The organism is Streptomyces azureus, assembly GCF_001270025.1.
GTDB classification, from domain to species: domain Bacteria; phylum Actinomycetota; class Actinomycetes; order Streptomycetales; family Streptomycetaceae; genus Streptomyces; species Streptomyces azureus.
This window is the reverse complement of sequence record NZ_DF968264.1, coordinates 36,920-57,111: the sequence shown is the minus strand read 5'-3', so window position 1 is coordinate 57,111 and position 20,192 is coordinate 36,920. Positions and strand designations below refer to the sequence as shown.

At 69.2% G+C, this 20,192-nt stretch carries 19 protein-coding genes; 7 read left to right on the top strand and 12 right to left on the bottom strand.

The features are described from left to right. Window positions 1–33: 33 nt before the first annotated feature. From fomD to AOQ53_RS16350, 3 genes are all read right to left on the bottom strand, one after another. Window positions 34–726 carry a cytidylyl-2-hydroxypropylphosphonate hydrolase gene (gene fomD, locus AOQ53_RS16365; protein ID WP_059418038.1) on the bottom strand — a complete coding sequence of 231 codons (693 nt, stop codon included), beginning with the start codon at window positions 724–726 and terminating at the stop codon, window positions 34–36. 82 nt (window positions 727–808) lie between these two features. Beyond that, window positions 809–2,197 carry a class II fumarate hydratase gene (locus AOQ53_RS16360; protein WP_059418036.1) on the bottom strand — a complete coding sequence of 463 codons (1,389 nt, stop codon included), beginning with the start codon at window positions 2,195–2,197 and terminating at the stop codon, window positions 809–811. Between the two features lie 530 nt (window positions 2,198–2,727). After that, on the bottom strand, window positions 2,728–4,401 hold the full coding sequence (locus AOQ53_RS16350) for a fumarate hydratase (protein WP_059418034.1): 1,674 nt from the start codon (window positions 4,399–4,401) through the stop codon (window positions 2,728–2,730). A 177-nt stretch (window positions 4,402–4,578) separates the two neighbouring features. On the opposite strand from AOQ53_RS16350, the gene AOQ53_RS16345 reads away from it, so the two are divergent. Both AOQ53_RS16345 and AOQ53_RS16340 read left to right on the top strand, forming a co-directional pair. After that, the gene (locus AOQ53_RS16345) at window positions 4,579–5,259 is read left to right on the top strand and encodes a DUF1707 SHOCT-like domain-containing protein (protein WP_059418033.1); all 681 of its coding nucleotides are present in this window, start codon (window positions 4,579–4,581) and stop codon (window positions 5,257–5,259) included. Window positions 5,260–5,433: 174 nt separating this feature from the next. Continuing rightward, a complete protein-coding gene (locus AOQ53_RS16340; RefSeq protein ID WP_078945338.1) occupies window positions 5,434–5,808 on the top strand; it encodes a WhiB family transcriptional regulator in 375 nt (124 codons plus the stop codon). Window positions 5,809–5,899: 91 nt separating this feature from the next. Here the strand turns inward: AOQ53_RS16340 and glpX are convergent, their stop codons facing one another. Further along, window positions 5,900–6,934: a class II fructose-bisphosphatase gene (glpX, locus tag AOQ53_RS16335; RefSeq protein WP_059418031.1), complete on the bottom strand. Its 1,035-nt coding sequence runs from the start codon at window positions 6,932–6,934 to the stop codon at window positions 5,900–5,902. A gap of 126 nt (window positions 6,935–7,060) precedes the next feature. On the opposite strand from glpX, the gene AOQ53_RS16330 reads away from it, so the two are divergent. Then, the gene (locus tag AOQ53_RS16330) at window positions 7,061–7,585 is read left to right on the top strand and encodes a DUF4245 domain-containing protein (protein WP_059418028.1); all 525 of its coding nucleotides are present in this window, start codon (window positions 7,061–7,063) and stop codon (window positions 7,583–7,585) included. Between the two features lie 94 nt (window positions 7,586–7,679). Here AOQ53_RS16330 and AOQ53_RS16325 read toward each other — a convergent pair whose 3' ends face one another. From AOQ53_RS16325 to xseA, 3 genes are all read right to left on the bottom strand, one after another. Beyond that, window positions 7,680–8,270: a malonic semialdehyde reductase gene (locus AOQ53_RS16325; RefSeq protein WP_020275875.1), complete on the bottom strand. Its 591-nt coding sequence runs from the start codon at window positions 8,268–8,270 to the stop codon at window positions 7,680–7,682. 139 nt (window positions 8,271–8,409) lie between these two features. Then, the gene (locus tag AOQ53_RS16320; protein WP_059418026.1) at window positions 8,410–8,655 is read right to left on the bottom strand and encodes an exodeoxyribonuclease VII small subunit; all 246 of its coding nucleotides are present in this window, start codon (window positions 8,653–8,655) and stop codon (window positions 8,410–8,412) included. A 9-nt stretch (window positions 8,656–8,664) separates the two neighbouring features. Then, a complete protein-coding gene (xseA, locus tag AOQ53_RS16315; protein ID WP_059418024.1) occupies window positions 8,665–9,873 on the bottom strand; it encodes an exodeoxyribonuclease VII large subunit in 1,209 nt (402 codons plus the stop codon). Between the two features lie 157 nt (window positions 9,874–10,030). On the opposite strand from xseA, the gene AOQ53_RS16310 reads away from it, so the two are divergent. Both AOQ53_RS16310 and ppgK read left to right on the top strand, forming a co-directional pair. Then, entirely contained in the window at window positions 10,031–11,056 is a 1,026-nt protein-coding gene (locus AOQ53_RS16310) for a 4-hydroxy-3-methylbut-2-enyl diphosphate reductase (RefSeq protein ID WP_059418023.1), read from the top strand. Between the two features lie 69 nt (window positions 11,057–11,125). Next, window positions 11,126–11,872 carry a polyphosphate--glucose phosphotransferase gene (gene ppgK / locus AOQ53_RS16305; RefSeq protein WP_059418021.1) on the top strand — a complete coding sequence of 249 codons (747 nt, stop codon included), beginning with the start codon at window positions 11,126–11,128 and terminating at the stop codon, window positions 11,870–11,872. A 10-nt stretch (window positions 11,873–11,882) separates the two neighbouring features. On the opposite strand, the gene AOQ53_RS16300 is transcribed toward ppgK, so the two are convergent. Continuing rightward, complete coding sequence (locus tag AOQ53_RS16300) at window positions 11,883–12,470, bottom strand: DUF6542 domain-containing protein (protein ID WP_059418020.1); 588 nt, start codon at window positions 12,468–12,470, stop codon at window positions 11,883–11,885. Window positions 12,471–12,640: 170 nt separating this feature from the next. On the opposite strand from AOQ53_RS16300, the gene ychF reads away from it, so the two are divergent. Beyond that, window positions 12,641–13,729, top strand: a complete 1,089-nt coding sequence (gene ychF / locus AOQ53_RS16295; protein ID WP_059418018.1) for a redox-regulated ATPase YchF — start codon at window positions 12,641–12,643, stop codon at window positions 13,727–13,729. Window positions 13,730–14,246: 517 nt separating this feature from the next. Next, entirely contained in the window at window positions 14,247–15,554 is a 1,308-nt protein-coding gene (locus tag AOQ53_RS16290) for a nucleotide sugar dehydrogenase (protein WP_059418017.1), read from the top strand. Here AOQ53_RS16290 and wecB read toward each other — a convergent pair. The 4 genes from wecB to AOQ53_RS16270 all read right to left on the bottom strand — a co-directional run bounded on the left by wecB (window position 15,542) and on the right by AOQ53_RS16270 (window position 20,175). Next, window positions 15,542–16,642, bottom strand: a complete 1,101-nt coding sequence (wecB, locus tag AOQ53_RS16285) for a non-hydrolyzing UDP-N-acetylglucosamine 2-epimerase (protein ID WP_059418015.1) — start codon at window positions 16,640–16,642, stop codon at window positions 15,542–15,544. The two genes, AOQ53_RS16290 and wecB, sit on opposite strands and share 13 nt — an antisense overlap. Next, window positions 16,639–17,292 carry an acyltransferase gene (locus AOQ53_RS16280; protein WP_174523301.1) on the bottom strand — a complete coding sequence of 218 codons (654 nt, stop codon included), beginning with the start codon at window positions 17,290–17,292 and terminating at the stop codon, window positions 16,639–16,641. The genes wecB and AOQ53_RS16280 overlap by 4 nt, the downstream gene beginning before the upstream one ends. A 745-nt stretch (window positions 17,293–18,037) precedes the next feature. Next, the gene (locus tag AOQ53_RS16275) at window positions 18,038–19,081 is read right to left on the bottom strand and encodes a Gfo/Idh/MocA family protein (protein WP_059418014.1); all 1,044 of its coding nucleotides are present in this window, start codon (window positions 19,079–19,081) and stop codon (window positions 18,038–18,040) included. Next, on the bottom strand, window positions 19,078–20,175 hold the full coding sequence (locus AOQ53_RS16270) for a DegT/DnrJ/EryC1/StrS family aminotransferase (RefSeq protein ID WP_059418012.1): 1,098 nt from the start codon (window positions 20,173–20,175) through the stop codon (window positions 19,078–19,080). Before AOQ53_RS16270 ends, AOQ53_RS16275 begins: the two co-directional genes overlap by 4 nt. Window positions 20,176–20,192 lie beyond the last annotated feature (17 nt).

Here is a 20,192-nt window from a genome sequence, read left to right as displayed (position 1 = left end):
CTACGTTTCTTGCCCGGGGGCGCATCAAGGGTCTCATGAGGACACATGCGCGGGCGTACGATCCCAGTCCTCCGGCAGTGACGGTACCGTCCAGGACGGATCCGGGCGCCAGTGCTGCCAGCCTTCCGAGAACGGCGGCCCCCAGGCACGGATCACCTCCACGGCGGCGTGACCGGCGGCCCGTACCTTTTCGGCCTGCTGGTCGTCCATCAGCCCGTCCCGCAGAGCCTGGGCGAACTCGTCCTCGTCGCGCCAGTGCCAAGTGCGGTCCGGGTGCACGGAGATGTCCAGGAAATGGTCGACGGAGTCCACACCGCCCTCCCAACGGGCCAGCGGTTCCTCCAGGTTCACGTACCAGTTCTTGAACCGCCAGCCCGGCTCCCAGAACAGCCACACCGACCAGGGCTCGCCGGGCCGGGCCAGCTTCAGCACGCCCGTGCCGAACCAGCGGTCGCGCTGCACGGTCCTCGGCTTGGTGTAGCGGGACTCCAGCGGCTCCAGGTGCACGGGGGTGCCGTCGGCGAGCACGGGCCGCACACACTCCGTGCCGGGCGCCAGCCACACGGCGAGCAACTCCGCGTCGTCCCGTACGACGGTGACGGGGCGCGCGATGTGGAAGCGCGCGCCGCCGTTCTCCCGGTACCGCCACAGGATCCCGCTCCCGGGCTCCCAGAAGCCCGCCGCACCACCCGTTTCCACGCGTCTCACCGCTCCAGCGTCTGCCATGCACAGATATTAGGTGCCATAGGCATGCGATGCTGCGGCGCGTGTCACGGTTCACGCGCCGGGCGCCTCGCTCCGTGAACTGTCACGGGTGCGTCATCCGCAGGACATCCAGCGCCTCGTCGAGCTGTTCCAGGGTCAGGTCCCCGCGCTCCACATACCCGCTGTCGAGGACGACCTGACGGATGGTCTTCCGCTCGGCCAGCGCCTTCTTGGCGACCTTGGCGGCCTCCTCGTAGCCGATGTACTTGTTGAGCGGTGTGACGACGGAGGGCGAGGACTCGGCGTACTCCCGCGCCCGCTCGCGGTTGGCCGTGATGCCGTCGACGGTCCGGTCGGCGAGCAGCCGCGTGGCGCCTGCGAGCAGCCGCACGGACTCCAGCACGTTCTTCGCGATGACGGGCAGCATGACGTTGAGCTCGAAGTTCCCGGCGGCGCCGGCGGTGGCGACGGTGGCGTCATTGCCGACGACCTGCGCGCACACCATGAGCACGGCCTCCGGAATGACGGGATTCACCTTGCCCGGCATGATCGAGGAGCCGGGCTGGAGGTCGGGCAGGGCGATCTCGGCGAGGCCGGTGCGCGGACCGGAGGACATCCACCGCAGGTCGTTGGCGATCTTCGTCAGCCCGACCGCGATGGTCCGCAGCTGCCCGCTGGTCTCGACGATGCCGTCCCGTGCGCCCTGCGCCTCGAAGTGGTCCCGGGCCTCGGTGAGGGACAGCCCGGTCGTACGGGCGACCTCCTCGATCACGGCGGCGGAGAAACCGGGCGGGGTGTTGATACCGGTGCCGACGGCCGTACCGCCGAGGGGCAGTTCGGCGAGCCGGGGGAGGGACGCCTCCAGCCGCTCGATCCCGTACCGCACCTGTGCGGCGTACCCGCCGAACTCCTGACCCAGAGTCACGGGCGTGGCGTCCATGAGGTGGGTCCGCCCCGACTTCACGACATCGGAGAACTCCTCGGCCTTGCGCTCCAGGGAGGCGGCGAGGTGGTCCAGGGCGGGAATCAGGTCACGGGTGACGGCGGCGGTGGCGGCGATGTGGATCGAGGACGGGAACACGTCGTTGGACGACTGGGAGGCGTTGACGTGGTCGTTCGGGTGAACGCTCTTGCCCAGCCGCTCGGTCGCGAGGGTGGCGATGACCTCGTTGGTGTTCATGTTGGACGAGGTCCCGGACCCGGTCTGGAACACGTCGACGGGGAAGTGCGCGTCCCACTTACCCTCCGCGACCTCGCCGGCGGCCTCCTGGATCGCCCCGGCGACATCCTCGTCGAGCACCTCGAGCCGCGCGTTCACCTTCGCCGCGGCGCCCTTGATCCGGGCGAGGGCCTCGATGTGCGCCCGCTCGATCCGCTGTCCGGAAATCGGGAAGTTCTCGACAGCACGCTGCGTCTGAGCCCGCCACTTGGCGTCGGCCGGGACACGTACTTCGCCCATGGAGTCGTGCTCGATGCGGTATTCGTCGCTCATACCGGCTATAGCGATCGAGGGGGCGGTGATGTTCCTGGGTGGGGCGAATGAGGGCGTGAAGCATGTGAGGGAGCCGGGGCCTGAGGTTCATGAGGGGGGCGCGGATTCGAGGCCCGTGAGGGGGAGCGGCCTGAAGAAGGGCGGGGGCGGGGCGCTGAAGGCCTATGAGGGGGCGGGGCCTGAATGAACGCGGGGGGGCGGGGCCCGAGGCCCATGAGCGGTGGGGCCTGAAAACTCGTGAGGGGGCCGGAGGCCGGGCGCCCGGGGCCATGAGAGGGGCGAGTATCCGAGGCCCTATGAGAGGCCGAGGCCCGAGACCCCTGAGGGGTGCAGGGGACGCAGTCCCCGCCGGTGCCCGGGCCTCTTGGCCGGTGTCCGGGCCTCGTGTCCGACCGTATCGGGCGGTGGGTGGGCGATGGCCGGGGGCCCAGGGGGCGGATCCCCCTGCCGGCCTCGAAGGGGCGGAGCCCTTGGGGATGGGACGGGTAGGGGCGGCGGGGGCGAAAACCACCCCCGCCGCACCCCGGGCACTACGCCAGCCCCGGCCCCCGCACCGGGATGTTGGTGAACGTCGGCTGCTCAGGTTCCCGCGAAGTGAAGAAGTCGTTGCCCTTGTCGTCGACGACGATGAACGCCGGGAAGTCCTCGACCTCGATCTTCCAGACGGCCTCCATGCCGAGTTCCTCGTACTCGACGACCTCGACCTTCTTGATGCAGTCCTGGGCGAGACGGGCCGCCGGCCCGCCGATGGAGCCGAGGTAGAAGCCGCCGTGCGACGCGCACGCGTCCGTGACCTGCTTGCTGCGGTTGCCCTTCGCCAGCATCACCTTGGACCCGCCTGCCGCCTGGAACTGCTCGACGTAGGAGTCCATACGGCCCGCCGTCGTCGGACCGAAGGAACCGGAGGCGTACCCCTCGGGCGTCTTGGCCGGACCGGCGTAGTACACCGGGTGGTCCTTCAGGTACTGCGGCATCTCCTCGCCCGCGTCCAGCCGCTCCTTGATCTTGGCGTGCGCGATGTCACGGGCGACGACGAGCGGACCGGTGAGGGAGAGCCGGGTCTTCACCGGGTACTTGGTGAGCTCCGCCAGGATCGTCTCCATCGGCTGGTTCAGGTCGATCTTGACGACGTCGCCCTCGTCCTCCAGCTGCGCGTCCGTCGTCTCCGGCAGGAACCGCGCCGGGTCCGTCTCCAGCTGCTCCAGGAAGACGCCCTCGGCCGTGATCTTCGCGACGGCCTGACGGTCGGCGGAGCAGGACACCGCGATGGCGACCGGGCAGGACGCCCCGTGCCGCGGCAGCCGCACCACACGCACGTCGTGGCAGAAGTACTTCCCGCCGAACTGCGCCCCGATCCCGATCTTCTGCGTCAGCTCGAAGACCTTCTGCTCCAGCTCCTTGTCCCGGAAGCCGTGCCCGAGCTCGGACCCTTCGGCCGGGATCTCGTCCAGGTAGTGCGCGGACGCGTACTTCGCGGTCTTCAGTGCGTACTCGGCGCTCGTACCGCCGACCACGATCGCCAGGTGGTACGGCGGGCAGGCCGCCGTACCCAGCGAACGGATCTTCTCCTCCAGGAACTTCATCATGGAGGACTCGTTCAGGACGGCCTTCGTCTCCTGGTACAGGAACGACTTGTTGGCCGAGCCACCGCCCTTCGCCATGAACAGGAACTTGTAGGCGCCGCCGTCGGTCGCGTACAGCTCGATCTGCGCGGGAAGGTTGGAACCGGTGTTCTTCTCCTCCCACATGGTGAGCGGAGCCATCTGCGAGTAGCGCAGGTTGAGGTTCTGGTAGGCGTCGTAGATGCCGCGGGACAGGGCTTCCTCGTCGCGGCCTTCCGTCAGCACGTTCTGACCGCGCTTGCCCATCACGATCGCCGTGCCCGTGTCCTGGCACATCGGCAGCACGCCCGCCGCCGCGATGTTCGCGTTCTTCAGCAGGTCCAGCGCCACGAACTTGTCGTTGCCGGACGCCTCGGGGTCGTCGATGATGCGGCGCAGCTGCGCGAGGTGGGCCGGGCGCAGGTAGTGCTGGATGTCGTGGATGGCCTCCTCGGCGAGCTTGCGCAGCGCCTCCGGCTCCACCTTGAGGAAGGTCCGCCCGTCCGGCCCCTCGACCGTGGAGACACCCTCGGAGGTCACCAGCCGGTACGGCGTGGTGTCCTCTCCCTGGGGGAGTAGATCGGTGTACGCGAACTCAGGCATCTCAGCCCATTCCTCACTCGACGGACGGCGGCCCGCCTCCTTTGGCGAGCGCCAACCAGCGTAGAACCTGCCTCCGACAGCGAGCCTGTGAGGTAAGGCTCAGTTCGCCACACTCGGCCGCGGCGCGGGGCGTCGTGGGGGGTGTCGCGATCTATCGTGTTTCGGTACGCTGCTGCCGTGGACCTTCAGAAGCAGACCGCGCCCGCCGTCTCCGAGCTCCGCGCCTCCGACGCCGAGCGCGACCGCATCGCCGACATCCTGCGCGACGCCCTCGCCGAGGGCCGTCTCACCGCGGACGAGCACGCCGAGCGCGTCGAAGGGGTGCTGCGCGCCAAGACGGTCGGCGAACTGGGCGGTTTCATAAGGGACTTGCCCGCCGCCCACCGTCAGGGCCCCGGCCCGTCACCGGCCCCGCACCGCCCCACCGTCGGCGCCATCCCGATCGACCCGGACGACAACGTGGTCGCGATCTTCAGCGGTGCCGTCCGCAAGGGTCGCTGGCGCGCAGGCCGCCGTATCCACGCGTACGCGATCTTCGGCAGTGTCGAGATCGACCTCAGCGAGGCGCTCTTCGACCACCAACAGGTCATGATCAAGTCGTTCTCGATCTTCGGCAGCGTCGAGATCCGCGTCCCGGAGAACGTGTCACTGCGCGGCATGGGCGGCGGCGTGCTCGGCAGCTTCGAGGTGGACACGCTCGACTCGGGCGAACCGGAGGCCCCGATCGTCTACGTCGACGGCTGGGCCGTCCTGGGCAGCGTCGAGGCGCGGCCCCGGCGCGGCAAGGTCGTCGCGGACATCCTCGACCGGGTACAGCGCAAGGTCGACAAGGGTTTGCGCAAACACCTGAACCATTGACGGTTGCGAATCCACCGGGATCCGGAGCAAATCGGTCCACCGGTGACGCCGCCCGACGGAACCCGAGAACGGGGGCGAAGCCAGCGCTTCGGAACTCAGTGCATAGGCGCGCGCACAGCGGGTAGGCCTTGCTGCATCGTCTCTCGCTCGCGAAGCCGTCGTCAGGAGTAGACCGTGCTGCAACCGCCGCATTCGTCCCTGGTAGCTGCCGTTCCGGCCCCGCGGGTGCCAGCGCGAGACAGGGACCAAGACGCCCCGTGGCACACCGAGGCGGTGTGCCGGCGCGACGAGGCGGGCCTGTTCTTCGCCCCCTCCAAGGAGCCCACGGCCGCCCGGCTCTCCCGGGAGGAGGCGGCGAAGCGGGTCTGCGCCCGCTGCCCGGTGATGGTCGAATGCCGCGAGCACGCCCTCCTCCAGCCCGAGCCCTACGGCGTCTGGGGCGGTCTCACCGCCGCGGAACGCCGCGTGGTCCTGGCCCGGCGCCGCCGCCGCGACCTGGAACTGAAGAAGGCGGCCCGCTCGGCGAGCACGATAGCCGCGGCAGGCTGACCGGCACGCACGACGAGAAAGGGCGCCCCCACCGCACCGGGGGCGCCCTTTCGTCGCGGAGTGAGCTGCCCGAGCCCCACCCCTCTCCGCGCTACTTCCCCTTGTCGAAGTCGATCGCGCTGTAGGCCCGCAGCTTGCTCAGACGGTGCTCGGAATCGATCCTGCGCACCGTCCCCGAGCGCGACCGCATCACGATCGAGTCGGTCGTGGCGGTCTCGGCCCGGTAGCGAACTCCCCGCAGCAGCTCCCCGTCGGTGATCCCGGTCGCCACGAAGAACACGTTCTCCCCGGTGACCAGGTCCTCCGTCGTCAGCACCCGGTCGAGATCGTGCCCCGCGTCGATCGCCCGCTGCCGCTCCTCGTCGTCCTTGGGCCACAGCTTGCCCTGGATCGTGCCGCCCAGGCACTTCACCGCACAGGCGGAGATGATGCCCTCCGGCGTACCGCCGATGCCGAGCAGCAGATCCACCCCGGTGCCCTCCCGCAGCGCCAGGATGGAGCCGGCCACGTCGCCGTCGGAGATCAGCCTGATGCGCGCACCGGTCTCCCGGATCTCGTTGATGATGCCCTCGTGCCGCGGCCGGTCGAGGATCACCACCGTCACGTCCTCGGGCGCCGACCGCTTGGCCTTGGCGACCCGGCGGATGTTCACCGACACCGGCGCGTTGATGTCGACGAAGTCGGCGGCCTCGGGCCCGGTGACGAGCTTGTCCATGTAGAAGACGGCGGACGGGTCGAACATGGACCCGCGCTCGGCGGCGGCCAGCACCGCGATCGCGTTGGTCATGCCCTTCGCGGTCAGCGTGGTGCCGTCGATCGGGTCGACGGCGATGTCGCACTCGGGCCCCGTCCCGTCGCCCACGCGCTCCCCGTTGAAGAGCATCGGGGCCTCGTCCTTCTCGCCCTCGCCGATGACGACGACGCCGTTCATCGAGACGGTGGAGACGAGGGTCCGCATGGCGCGCACCGCGGCACCGTCGGCGCCGTTCTTGTCACCCCGCCCGACCCAACGGCCCGCGGCCATCGCCGCTGCCTCGGTCACCCGGACCAGCTCCAGGGCGAGGTTGCGGTCGGGGGCCTCGGAGGGCACATCGAGTTCGGACGGCAAGTGATGATTCTCGGTCATCGGAGCGCACCTTTCTGTACGACGACGGCCGGATGAGGGTGTTGTCGCCCGACTCTATCGCCGAGACCGCAAAATGAGCAGGGGCCCCCACGGATGAGCGCACCAGAGACCTGCGACGATAGGGGCGTGGCAGGCACGAACGGCAAGCAGAAGACGGCGCGGGACATGATCCTCTCCCTGGGAGTCATCGTCCTCGTGGCGGGCGTCATATACCTCTTCATCCCGCACGACGACAGCGCGCCCGACCTCAAGCGCGTCGACTACCGGGTCGAGCTGCTCACGGCACGCCGCGCCGCCTCGTACCCCGTGGCCGCGCCCCAGGGCCTGCCCGACACGTGGAAGGCCACCTCCGTCCGCTTCCAGGGCGACGAGTTCGACGCCTGGCACCTCGGTTTCCACGACCCCGAGGGGGAGTACGTGGCCGTCGAGCAGTCCACTCAGCGGCGCCCCGTCTTCGTCGACGAGGCGACCCAGGGCGCGCGGGAGACCGGGAAGACCGAGAAGATCGACGGCCGGACCTGGACCCGCTACGAGGGCGGCCGGTACGACGCGCTGGTCCTCGAAGGCACCAAGGGCTCGACGACGGTCGTGACGGGCACCGCGTCGTTCGCGCAGCTGACGAAGATGGCGGACGCGCTGAAGACGGAGTGACACTGCGTACGCGACGGAGTGAGAGTCCGTTCGCGCGGAGTGCGCATGGAGAAGGCCCCCGGCGTGTGCCGGGGGCCTTTCTCGTGTCCGTCGGTCAGACGGTCGTGACGACCTGGTCGAACTCCAGGCGCGGGGAGCGCGGGTACCAGGCGTCCGGGCCCGGCCGGCCGATGTTGACGACCATCAGCGGGGTGTGGTCGTCGTCCAGGAACTCCTTGCGCACGCCCTCGAAGTCGAAGCCGGTCATCGGGCCGGCGGCGAGACCGGCGGCGCGGACGCCGACGATGAAGTACGCGGCCTGGAGGGCGGCGTTCAGCGTGGCGGCGTTCTCGCGGACCGGGCGCTCGGCGAAGAAGAGGTCCTTCACCTGCGGCATGGCCGGGAAGAGGTGCGGCAGCTCCTCGTGGAACTCGTTGTCCGCGGAGAGGATCGCGACCAGCGGGGCGGCGGCCGTCTTGGGCTGGTTGCCCTCGGCCATGTGCCGCACCAGGCGCTCGCGGGCCTCGGGGGAGCGGACCAGGGTGATGCGCAGCGGGGTCTGGTTGAAGGCGGTCGGGCCGTACTTGACCAGGTCGTAGATCGCCTGCACCTGCTCGTCGGTCACCGGCTCGTCGGTGAAGGTGTTGGCGGTGCGGGCCTCGCGGAACAGCAGGTCCTGCGCGGCGGGGTCAAGGGCGAGAGACATGGATGAACCTTCTGAACCTTCTCGAGCGGGTACGTCGGATGTCTCCGACCGTACGGCAGTGAAGTTCAACGTTCAACCAAATCTGGGGTGCCGTGTCCCACCTCACAGTGAACCGCCGTGCTGCTCCGCGTCCGCTTCGCTACTCCGCGTCCGCCTCGTCCGAGGTCTCCTCCGCCAGCGCCGCGTCCAGCCGCGCCCGCGCCCCGTCCAGCCAGCGCCGGCACACCTTGGCCAGCTCCTCGCCGCGCTCCCAGAGCGCGAGGGACTCCTCCAGCGTCGTACCGCCCGCCTCCAGGCGGCGCACGACCTCGATCAGCTCGTCCCGCGCCTGCTCGTACCCGAGCGCCTCGGTCATGCCCGGTGTCTCATCAACCTCGCTGGTCATCCACCCACCCTATGTGTCCACTCGTACGGAGAACTCACCCTCGGAGACCCGCGCGCGCAGTGCCTCACCGGCCGTCACCTCGCCCGGGTCGCGGACGGCGTGCCCGTCCGCTTTCTGGAGCACGGCGTACCCGCGCTTCAGGGTCGCGGCGGGGGAGAGGGCCACCACGCGCGCGTGCGTGTGCGTCAGCTCCGAGTCGGCCCGGTCGAGCTGGTGCCGCAGACAGCGCCGGCCCCGGTCGAGCAGGTCCGCCACATGGTCGGCGCGCTCGTCGATCATCCGGTGCGGATCCTCTATCGACGGGCGCGCCAGGGCGTGGGCCAGCCCGCGCTCCTCCCGCTCCAGCAGCGCCGCCACGCACCGCCGCGCCCGGTCGCGCAGCAGCCGCACGCGCTCGTACTCCTCGCCGACGTCCGGCACGACCTTCTTCGCGGCGTCGGTCGGGGTGGAGGCGCGCAGGTCGGCGACGTGGTCGAGGAGCGGGTTGTCGGGCTCGTGCCCGATCGCGGACACCACGGGCGTACGGCACCCGGCCACCGTCCGGATCAGCTGCTCGTCGGAGAACGGCAGCAGGTCCTCCACGCTGCCGCCACCGCGCGCGACGATGATCACGTCCACGTCCTCGATCGCGTCCAGCTCCTTCACGGCCTGCACGACCTGCGGCACGGCGTGCACGCCCTGCACGGCCACGTTGCGCACCTCGAAGCGCACGGCCGGCCAGCGGTGCCGGGCGTTCTCCAGCACGTCCCGCTCGGCGGCCGAGGCCCGTCCGCAGACCAGCCCGACGAGCTGTGGCAGGAAGGGCAGCGGCTTCTTGCGCTCCGGCGCGAACAGGCCCTCGCGCGTGAGGGCCTTCTTCAGCTGCTCCAGGCGCGCGAGCAGCTCACCGACCCCGACGGGCCTTATCTCGGCGGCCCGCAGCGACAGCTGCCCCCGCGGGGCGTACCACTCGGGCTTCGCCAGGACGACGACCCGGGCGCCCTCGCTCACCACGTCCGCGACGGCGTCGAACACCTGCCGGTAGCAGGTGACGCTGACGGAGATGTCGTACGAGGGATCCCGCAGCGTCAGGAACACCACACCGGCACCCGGCCGCCGCGACAGCTGCGTGATCTGCCCCTCGACCCACACCGCCCCGAGCCGGTCGATCCACCCCCCGATGAGCCGCGACACCTCACCGACGGGGAGCGGGGATTCCGGAGACGTGTTCACAGCCATGCCCGCGAGAGTAGTGGCCACCGCTGACAAAGCGGCCCACCCGCCCGGCGAGGCGGGGGCCCGACGCCTTCGCATCCGTCCCTCACGTCGCGCCCTGCCAGTCTTCCCGGGGACTCCACACGGATGCGATCTTCGGCCCGCCGAACGCGGCCTTACGATGGGACGCATGTCTGCTTCGCCTGGCCGCCGTGTCCTGCTCGCCGCCCCCCGTGGCTACTGCGCGGGTGTCGACCGCGCCGTGATCGCCGTCGAGAAAGCGCTGGAGCAGTACGGCGCTCCGGTCTACGTCCGGCACGAGATCGTCCACAACAAGTACGTCGTGCAGACCCTGGAGAAGAAGGGCGCGATCTTCGTCGAGCAGACGGAGGAGGTGCCCCCGGGGAACATCGTCATGTTCTCGGCGCACGGCGTGGCCCCCGTCGTCCACGAGGAGGCCGAGCGCGGCCGCCTCGCCACCATCGACGCCACCTGCCCGCTGGTCACCAAGGTCCACAAGGAAGCCGTCCGCTTCGCCAACGAGGACTACGACATTCTCCTCATCGGCCACGAGGGGCACGAGGAGGTCATCGGCACCTCCGGCGAGGCCCCCGACCACATCCAGCTCGTCGACGGGCCGGGCGATGTGCAGAAGGTCGAGGTCCGGGACCCGTCCAAGGTCGTCTGGCTCTCCCAGACCACGCTGTCCGTCGACGAGACCATGGAGACCGTCGACGCCCTGAAGGAGAAGTTCCCGCAGCTCATCTCCCCGCCCAGCGACGACATCTGCTACGCCACGCAGAACCGCCAGCTGGCCGTGAAGCAGATGGGCGCCGAGTCGGACCTGGTCATCGTTGTCGGCTCCCGCAACTCCTCCAACTCCAAGCGGCTCGTGGAGGTCGCCAAGATCGCGGGCGCTCGCGAGGCGTACCTCGTGGACTTCGCCGACGAGATCGACGAGGCCTGGCTGGAGGGTGTCTCCACGGTCGGCGTCACCTCGGGCGCCTCCGTCCCGGAGGTCCTGGTCGAGCAGGTCCTGGAGTGGCTCTCCCAGCGCGGCTTCGAAGACGTCGAGGTCGTCAAGGCGGCCGAGGAGTCCATCACCTTCTCGCTGCCCAAGGAACTGCGCCGCGACCTGCGCGAGGAGGCGACGGCGCTGGTCGCCGCGCGCCGCGGCGCCGGAACCGGTGAGGATTCCGGGGAGTGATCGGGGAGCCGCGGGGCGGGGATCGCCGTCCGGCCGGTGACTGTCAGTCCGTCGTCGTAACGTAGGGCCATGCAGATCTTCGGTGTGGACATCGGTGGTTCCGGGATCAAGGGTGCCCCGGTGGACCTGGACAAGGGCGACCTGGCGCAGGAGCGCCACAAGGTCCTCACGCCGCAACCGGCCACGCCCGACGGGGTGGCCGACGGCGTCAAGCAGGTCGTCGACCACTTCGGCTGGAAGGGCCCGGTCGGGGTCACGTTCCCGGGCGTGGTCACCGACGGAGCCACGATCCGGACGGCGGCCAACGTCGACGACAGCTGGATCGACACCGACGCGCGCGTGCTGCTCGGCGAGCGGCTGGGCGGACTGCCGGTGACGGTGGTGAACGACGCGGACGCGGCGGGCGTCGCCGAGATGAGCTTCGGCGCCGGCCGCGGCCGCCGCGGCACGGTGATCATGCTCACGTTCGGCACGGGCATCGGCAGCGCGGTCTTCGTCGACGGCGTCCTGGTCCCCAACACCGAGCTGGGCCACCTGGAGCTCGACGGACACGACGCGGAGAAGCGGGCCTCCAGCAAGGCCCGCGAGGACCACGACATGACGTGGGAAGACTGGGCGGTGCACCGCGTGCGCAGGTACCTCGCCCACGTCGAGATGCTGTTCTCGCCGGAGCTGTTCATCATCGGCGGCGGCGTCAGCCGCAAGTCACAGAAGTTCCTGCCCCACATCGAGGGCATCAAGGCGGAGATCGTCCCGGCGCAGTTGCAGAACAACGCGGGGATCGTGGGCGCGGCGATGCGGGCGGCAGGGCACTAGAGCTGGGGCTTCACACCGGCGGGCGGGCCCCGGCCGCCGCCCGCCGCCGGTGTACCAGCCGGATCCGCCGGGCGATCACGATCAGTCCGGCGATGAGCGTGCCGCCGTACAGCCACCCGGCCTGCGTGGCGAGCGCCGTCACCAGCCCCATCAGCTTGCCGCCGGTCCCGCCGTCGCCGTCCGCCACAGGCAGCAGCCCCACGGCGAACGCGATGGGCACGACGACGGGCGCGGTCATCAGATCCCCGCGGCGCACCCAGACGGCGGTCAGCACGCACACCGGCAGGAACAGCACCCCGTACGCCGTCAGCGACGCCCCGAACAGCACCGCGCAGAGCCCGCCGATCAGGAACATCACCAGCGCGCAGAACAACCCGCTGCCCAGTCCGGTCAGCCGGGGGTTCGGCATCCTCGCCGCGGCGGGTGCCGGCGCGGGGGCGGGCCGCCGTGCCGCCGCGGGACGGCGCTGCGGTCCCGGCTGCCGGATTGCTCGCACCGGCCCGCCGCCCGCTCCTCGTCCCGCCTGCGGCGGCAGGGACGATCGCGGCCGGTCACGTCGCGGTCCGTACTGGGCAGGTCGCGTCCTGTATTGCTCCACTGCACCAACTTAGGTCGTTCAATATGCCGAATAGCCCTTCAGACACGCCGTGGATCGAGGCTTGGCCAAGCGTTCGATACGCCGCCGGGACGGTTTCGGGTACGCCGTAGACTGGTGGATCGGCCGGTCCCCTGGCCTCCTGGCCCTCTCCACTCACGGGAAGTCGCAACGTGTCGCTCACGATCGGAATCGTCGGTCTGCCGAATGTCGGCAAGTCGACCCTGTTCAACGCCCTGACCAAGAACGACGTGCTGGCGGCCAACTACCCGTTCGCCACCATCGAGCCGAACGTGGGCGTCGTCGGCGTCCCCGACCCGCGGCTCGGCAAGCTGGCCGAGATCTTCAAGTCGGAGCGGATCCTCCCGGCCACGGTCGACTTCGTCGACATCGCGGGCATCGTGCGCGGCGCGTCCGAGGGTGAGGGCCTGGGCAACAAGTTCCTCGCGAACATCCGCGAGTCCGACGCGATCTGCCAGGTCATCCGCGCCTTCAAGGACGAGAACGTCGTGCACGTCGACGGCAAGGTCTCGCCCAAGGACGACATCGAGACGATCAACACCGAGCTGATCCTCGCGGACCTCCAGACCATCGAGAAGGTCCTGCCGCGTCTCCAGAAGGAGTCGCGGATCAAGAAGGACATCCAGGCCAAGGTCAAGGCCGTCGAAGAGGCCAAGGAGATCCTGGAGAAGGGCGACACGCTCTTCGCGCACGGCATCGTCCAGGGCAGCGAGCGCACCGAGCTCCTGCACGACCTGCACCTGCTCACGACCAAGCCCTTCCTCTACGTCTTCAACGTCGACGAGGACGAGCTGGTCGACGAGGACTTCAAGAACGAGCAGCGCGCCCTGGTCGCCCCCGCCGAGGCGATCTTCCTCAACGCCAAGCTGGAGGCGGACCTCGCCGAGCTCGACGAGGACGAGGCCCTCGAACTCCTCCAGTCCGTCGGCCAGGAGGAGCCCGGCCTCGCCACCCTCGCGCACGTCGGTTTCCGCACCCTCGGCCTCCAGACCTACCTGACGGCCGGCCCCAAGGAATCCCGCGCCTGGACCATCAAGAAGGGCGCCACGGCCCCCGAGGCCGCCGGCGTCATCCACACCGACTTCCAGAAGGGCTTCATCAAGGCGGAGGTCATCTCCTTCGACGACCTGGTGGAGACGGGTTCGGTGGCGGAGGCCCGCGCGAAGGGCAAGGCGCGCATGGAGGGCAAGGACTATGTGATGCAGGACGGGGATGTCGTGGAGTTCCGGTTCAATGTGTGATCGATTCGTTACTCTCCGCTAGGTAATCCGTCAAGAGTTCACAGCAGGGGGCGGACTCCGTTGAGCCCGCCCCCTTCAGTGTTTCCGTGCTGACTTGGTGCTGACTTGGTGCTGACTTTCAGCTGCTCCGTTAGGAGTGAGCTTGTCGAGGTCGAGGATGATCTCGAAGGGCACCGGGCGTTGGAGAGTGCCCCGGACGATGCCGACGGGCGCGTGGGCAGGGCGCCGTCGTTCTCGTGATCGGCCGGGAATGATCACATGAGGCCGGGGCTTCCGGGGTAGGGCGGTTTGGACCGGTTGCGATCCGGCCCGCCCCGAGGAACTGGCCGGCACGGCCCTCGGTAAATCTTTCACGCGTCCTGCCGACATAGCTTCTCTCAGACGATGATGCGACCCTTTGTGTCGGCTCACTGAAATGAAACTGCAGAGATATAGGGTGCGCATTGCGAACTCTCTGTTAATGCGTGTCGACTCTCGGTCGCCCTCGCAGTTTGTGGCCTCTCGGAGGAAAGTAGCCGTGCAGATCTGTGTAGTGGCGCTCGGAAAGATCGGCCTGCCGCTGGCTGTCCAGTTCGCTGCAAAAGGCCACCACGTCATCGGCGCCGACGTGGACGAACACGTCGTGCACCTGGTCAATGAGGGCGTTGAGCCGTTCCCCGGCGAGGCCGGACTCGCTGAGAGGCTGAAGAGCGTCGTCGCGGAGGGGCGGCTGCTGGCCACCACCGACACGACCGCGGCGGTCATGCAGGCCGAGGCGGTAGTCCTGGTCGTTCCGGTATACGTCGACGCCGGGGGCACACCCGACTTCGGCTGGATGGACACAGCGACGCAGGCCGTGGCACGCGGGCTGCGGCCCGGCACACTCGTGTCGTACGAGACGACACTGCCCGTCGGTACCACGCGGGGGCGCTGGGCGCCCATGCTCGAACAGGGCAGCGGCCTGACCGCGGGCCGGGACTTCGCTCTCGTCTTCAGCCCCGAACGGGTGCTGACCGGGCGCGTATTCGCCGACCTGCGCCGCTACCCCAAGCTGCTCGGCGGCATCGACGCGGCCTCCGCGCGCCGAGGTGTCGAGTTCTACGAGTCCCTCCTCGACTTCGACGTACGCGACGAGCTGCCTCGCCCCAACGGTGTCTGGGACCTCGGCTCGGCAGAGGCCGCGGAGTTCGCGAAGCTGGCCGAGACGACCTACCGTGACGTGAACATCGGGCTGGCGAACCAGTTCGCACGGTTCGCGGACCGCATCGGCATCGACGTGGACCTGGTGATCGACGCCTGCAACTCGCAGCCCTACAGCCGTATCCACCGGCCCGGCATCGCCGTAGGCGGTCACTGCATTCCCGTCTATCCGCGGATGTACCTGTGGAACGACTCGGACGCGACGGTCGTACGAGAGGCCCGTGCGACCAATGCCTCGATGCCCGAGTACGCGGTACGGCGGCTTGCGGAGGTGTACGGCGACCTCACCGGCGCTGGTGTGCTGGTATTGGGCGCCGCCTATCGGGGCGGCGTCAAGGAGACCGCGTTCTCCGGGGTGTTCCCCGTCGTGGAGGCGCTGCGGTCGCGGGGCGCCGAGCCGTACGTGTCCGACCCGCTGTACAGGGCCGATGAGCTGAGCGCACTCGGCCTGCCGCCGCACAACGGCCAGACCGCCACCGCCGCCGTCGTCCAAGCCGACCACGGCGAGTACCGGGAGCTCGGCTCCGACCAGTTCCCGCAGGTGCGCGTCGTGGTCGACGGGCGGCGGATCACCGACCCCGATCGATGGGCCGGGGCCGAGGTGATCGTGCTTGGTGCGCCGTCGCCGACAGCTCAGCGGGCCTGAGATCCACTCATGTGATCTTCCAGCGCCCGCACCACGCGGGGTGCTGCTTTGCCGTCGCCATACGGCATGCCGCGTGAGCTCTTGGGCGCAGGGCGCAGGACGATGTCGGGCCATGCCCGGGAGCCCAGTTCACGCGGATCCGGCACGAGTGTGTTCCAGCCGCCCCGGAGCGTTTCAGGCCATTCCGTCTCCGTCCGGAGTGTCGTGCAGACGCGCTCCAGCAGGAACGCCTCCTTCTGGAGTCCTCCCGAGTCGGTGATCACGCCGCGCGAGCCGAGCACGGTGCGGATCAGCTCGGCGTAGGGAAGGGGGCGGCTGATGTGGAGGGAGCCGTGGTCGAGCTTGATGCCGAAGTCCTCGGCACGTGCGAGCAACCGGGGATGGGCGGCCAAGGCGACGGGAACCGGCAGACTGGCCAGGGCGTCCACGAGAGCGGCCAGGCGATCGGGATGATCCGTGTTCTCGGCCCGGTGCAAGGTGGCGAAGAGGTAGGGCTCCTGAGGGTTGAGGAAGGCCGGAAGCACGGCGGTGGCCTTATCTCTCAGCACCTTGTCCCTGATGCGCAGGCAGACATCGACCATCACGTCCCCGGTCAGGACCGCACGGTCGGCCAGGCCCTCGGCTGCCAGGTGGTGCACCGCCTCCTCGGTGGGTGCGAGCAGCAGATCGGCGGCGTGGTCGGTGAGGACGCGGTTGTGCTCCTCGGGCATCCGCCGGTTGAAAGAGCGCAGGCCCGCTTCCAGATGGGCAACGGGGATGTGCTGTTTGGCCGCGGAAAGGGCGCCGGCAAGAGTTGAGTTGGTGTCTCCGTAAACCAGCACCCATTCGGGGTGTGCGGCGGCGATGACGGGATCGAGGGCCGCCAGGATGGTACCGGTCTGCACGCCGTGGGTGCCTGAGCCCACGCCCAGGTGCACATGGGGCTCAGGGATGGAGAGGCCGGTGAAGAAGACGTCGGACAGATCGGCGTCGTAGTGCTGGCCGGTGTGCACGATCGTATGATCGTGCTCCATGTTGCCGAACGCTGCGGCGACTGCGGCAAGCTTGACGAACTGGGGGCGCGCCCCCACTACGCTCATGACCTTCACGGGCTCGACTTTTCTCGGTATTGAGCTGAAAGCTCCGTAAGAATTCCGTCTTTTTCTGCGTGGAGAGTCCCATTACTCGGGCACTCCCAGAACCCGACCCGATCCGGCAGTGCGCGCAGACGCTCGCCGGCTCGTCCCACCCACCCGATCTGGTGGGCAGGGACACCGGCGACGAGGGCGAAATCCGGCACATCCTTGGTGACGACGGCCCCTGCGGCGACCATTGCCCAGCGGCCGATGCTGACCGGAGCCACACACACTGAGCGCGCGCCGAGTGACGCGCCCTCAGCGACCCGGACGCCGACCGCCTGCCAGTCGCCGGCGCGTTTCAGACGTCCATCCGCGTCGACGGCGCGAGGATTGCGGTCGTTCGTGAGGACGACCGCAGGCCCGACGAAGACGCCGTCGGCCAGCTCGGCGGGCTCGTACACCAGCGCATGGTTCTGAATCTTGACCCTGTGGCCGATCTTCACCCCAGGTCCCACGTAGACACCCCGGCCCACGACGCAGTCACAGCCGAGCACGGCTTCCTCGCGAATCTGCGCGAGTTCCCACACGGTGGTACCAGGGCTCAGCACGGCTGACTCGTCGACCTGCGCACCGGGCGCGATCCGCACCCGCGGAAACGGCACCTTCCCGCTTTGGTTCATGTGCTGAGCAACGAGCACAGACTGCTCCAGGTACGGCTCTCTGAGCCCTTTCAACCTCAGCTCCCTGAGCAGCCAGTTGACCTGACCAACAGACCAAGCCCCTGGTAGATAGGTTTTCGACCAAGCGAACCGTCTCCACCGGAGACTTCGCGTGCTTGTCTTCCCGTCCGGCGTCGGCGTGGGCGCTGACTACCGCCCGTGGGCGAGGTACTCCTCGGCGAACGCCGAGGCTTGCGGGTGGCAGGCGCGGGCGCCCCAGCCGAGACCGATGTTGTGACCGGCCTGCGGCAGACGGTCGACGACGATCCGTGGTCCCGCGGATAGCCACGCGGTCAGGTCGCTGATGTCCTCATCGCCGTGGTGCCACCAGGCCTCGTGTTCGGCGAAGGCGATCCGGACAGGGACACGGATGAGCGGCAGGATGGCCGCCGACAGGCCTATCCAGCCGGCGACGGTGCACCTCGCGTGCGGGCATGGGCGCGACGACCTGCTGGCTCACCCAGAAGTTCTGCGGCGGATACAGGCCTTCCCGTCTCGCTCACCGGGCCTGGCCCATCCGGCGATACTTGACCGGCCCGGATTCGTCACGACTGCTTGCCGCCCTTCCCGGCATTCCTCCAGGTCAGGCTGCCGTCAGCCTCCCCCGCCCGCTACGACAGGCGCGGGGCGGAGTCCTTTCCCTCCGCTCGATCACACGGTGCTACGCGGCGCACCACCCCCTCGTGTGCACCGCACCTCCTGCCGGTCACTCGGCGTGTCGTGGTTTTACGAGTGGCGCCGCCGGCGTGCGCGGGCGGCGCAGGCTCACGGACGCCTTCCTCCGTGCCGAGTCGAGGACCGCCTCCGCCACCTTGACCGTCCTCAGCCCCTGATCGAGAGTGACGATGTCCGTCGCTTTGCCCTCCACGGCATCCCGGAACCGTTCGTGCTCGACGAGGAGCGGCTCGCGCTTGGGGATGGCGTAGCGGACCATGTCGCCCTCGGCTACGCCGCGGAAGGCGCGCAGGGCCTCCCACTCGGTGGTCACCGCTCCGTTGGCGTGGAAGGTCAGGTCTGCCGTGAGAGTGTCGGCGACGAGGCAGCCACGCTCGCCGGTCACCGCCGTGTAGCGCTCCTTGTGGGGGCTGAGCCAGTTGACGAGGTGGCTGACCAGGGTGCCGTCGCTGAGGTCGCCGACCACGGAGACCATGTCCTCATGGGGGCGGCCGCTCTTGGACACCGTGCGCGCCGAGACCGAGACGTAAGGGTGGCCGGTGACCCAACTGGTGAGGTCGATGTCGTGGGTTGCCAGGTCCTTGACGACCCCGACGTCGGCGATGCGGTGCGGGAAGGGCCCCTGGCGGCGCGTGACCACTTGGAAGACCTCCCCGAGTTCTCCCGCCTCGAGGCGGGAACGCAGGCTCTGCAGTGCCGGGTTGAACCGCTCGATGTGTCCGACACCGGCGACCAATCCGGCTCTGTCGAAGGCGTCGACCAGCCGTTGTGCGGCCGTCGCCGAGTGGGCGAGCGGCTTCTCGATCAGCGCGGGCACGCCGTTCTCGGCCAAGACCAGGCCGACCTCCTCGTGCAACGCCGTGGGACAGGCGACCACCGCGTAGTCGAGTCCAAGCGCGAGCAGCTCGGGCAGGGTGGCGACGACCGGGGTGTTCCGGCTGGCCCCCGTACAATCGCCTGCCGGGTCCATGACGCCCACCAGCTCGACACCGTCAAGCGACGACAGCACCCGGGCGTGGTTGTGTCCCATGGCTCCAAGACCGATGAGCCCGGCCCGCAGGGTGCGCCGGCTCACCGTACTCCTCCGGCATCGCTCACGGCCTGTGCGATCCGCTCCAGCTCGGCCTGCGCCAGGGTCGGGTGAACCGGGAGGGACAGAACCTCGGCAGCCGCCCGATCGGTCTCGGGGAGGGACGGCCTGCCCTGGCCCTGATAGGGCCTGAGTCGGTGGATCGGGGTCGGGTAGTACACCGTGCTGCCGATGCCCTGTCGCGCCAAGTCCTGCTGCACGGAATCCCGGAGACCGCCCGGGATGCGGACCGTGTACTGGTGGTAGACGTGCCGCGCGCCGTCCGCCTCATGCGGAACAGACAGTCCCTCGATGTGGGAGTCGAGTACCTTGGCGTTGGCTCTCCGCTGCTCCGTCCAGGCCGGTAGCTGCTTCAGCTGCTCACGGCCGACGGCCGCCGCGACGTCGGTCATCCGCATGTTGGCCCCGACGATCTCGTTCTCGTACCGCTGCTCCATGCCTTGGTTCCGCAAAAGCCGAAGGGTACGGGCGAGGTGCGGATCGCCCGTCGAAATGATGCCGCCCTCGAGAGCGTGCATGTTTTTCGTCGGATAGAAGCTGAAGCATCCTGCCTCACCGAAGCTGCCGACGGGGCGCCCGTGCAGCGTGGCTCCGTGCGCCTGGCAGGCGTCCTCCAGTACGGCGAGCCCGTGGCGTGCGGCAAGCTCCATCAGCTGGTCCATGGGCGCGGGGTGCCCGTACAGATGCACCGGCATGATGGCCGCGGTGCGCGGACCGATCATCGCTGACGCGGCGAGCGGGTCGAGGCAGTAGGTGCCGGGCGTGATGTCGGCGAAGACGGGATCGGCGCCCACCAGGCGTACTGCGTTGGCGCTCGCCGCGAACGAGAACGAGGGCACCACGACCTCGTCTCCCGGTCCGATGCCCAGGGCCATGAGGCTCAGCTGCAGGGCGGAGGTTCCGGAGTTGACCGCTACGCAGGCGCGTCCGGCGACCAACTCGGAGAACTCCTCTTCGAACGCGGCCACTTCTGGGCCCTGGACGACACGGCCACTACGCAGAACGCGTACGGCCGCAGCGATCTCGGCTTCACCGATCACGGGTCTGGCCGCCGGGATCGGTGGAAAGGAGCAGGTCATTGGACTTCTCCGTTCGG

Excerpts from the sequence above, each read along its gene's own strand:
- AOQ53_RS16320 (WP_059418026.1), bottom strand. The coding sequence starts at position 8,655 with ATGACCAGCGAGGTTGATGAGACACCGGGCATGACCGAGGCGCTCGGG.
- AOQ53_RS16280 (WP_174523301.1), bottom strand. The coding sequence starts at position 17,292 with ATGAACCAAAGCGGGAAGGTGCCGTTTCCGCGGGTGCGGATCGCGCCC.
- ppgK (WP_059418021.1), top strand. The coding sequence starts at position 11,126 with ATGCAGATCTTCGGTGTGGACATCGGTGGTTCCGGGATCAAGGGTGCC.
- AOQ53_RS16325 (WP_020275875.1), bottom strand. The coding sequence starts at position 8,270 with ATGTCTCTCGCCCTTGACCCCGCCGCGCAGGACCTGCTGTTCCGCGAG.
- fomD (WP_059418038.1), bottom strand. The coding sequence starts at position 726 with ATGGCAGACGCTGGAGCGGTGAGACGCGTGGAAACGGGTGGTGCGGCG.
- AOQ53_RS16360 (WP_059418036.1), bottom strand. The coding sequence starts at position 2,197 with ATGAGCGACGAATACCGCATCGAGCACGACTCCATGGGCGAAGTACGT.
- AOQ53_RS16350 (WP_059418034.1), bottom strand. The coding sequence starts at position 4,401 with ATGCCTGAGTTCGCGTACACCGATCTACTCCCCCAGGGAGAGGACACC.
- xseA (WP_059418024.1), bottom strand. The coding sequence starts at position 9,873 with ATGGCTGTGAACACGTCTCCGGAATCCCCGCTCCCCGTCGGTGAGGTG.
- AOQ53_RS16270 (WP_059418012.1), bottom strand. The coding sequence starts at position 20,175 with ATGACCTGCTCCTTTCCACCGATCCCGGCGGCCAGACCCGTGATCGGT.
- glpX (WP_059418031.1), bottom strand. The coding sequence starts at position 6,934 with ATGACCGAGAATCATCACTTGCCGTCCGAACTCGATGTGCCCTCCGAG.
- AOQ53_RS16310 (WP_059418023.1), top strand. The coding sequence starts at position 10,031 with ATGGGACGCATGTCTGCTTCGCCTGGCCGCCGTGTCCTGCTCGCCGCC.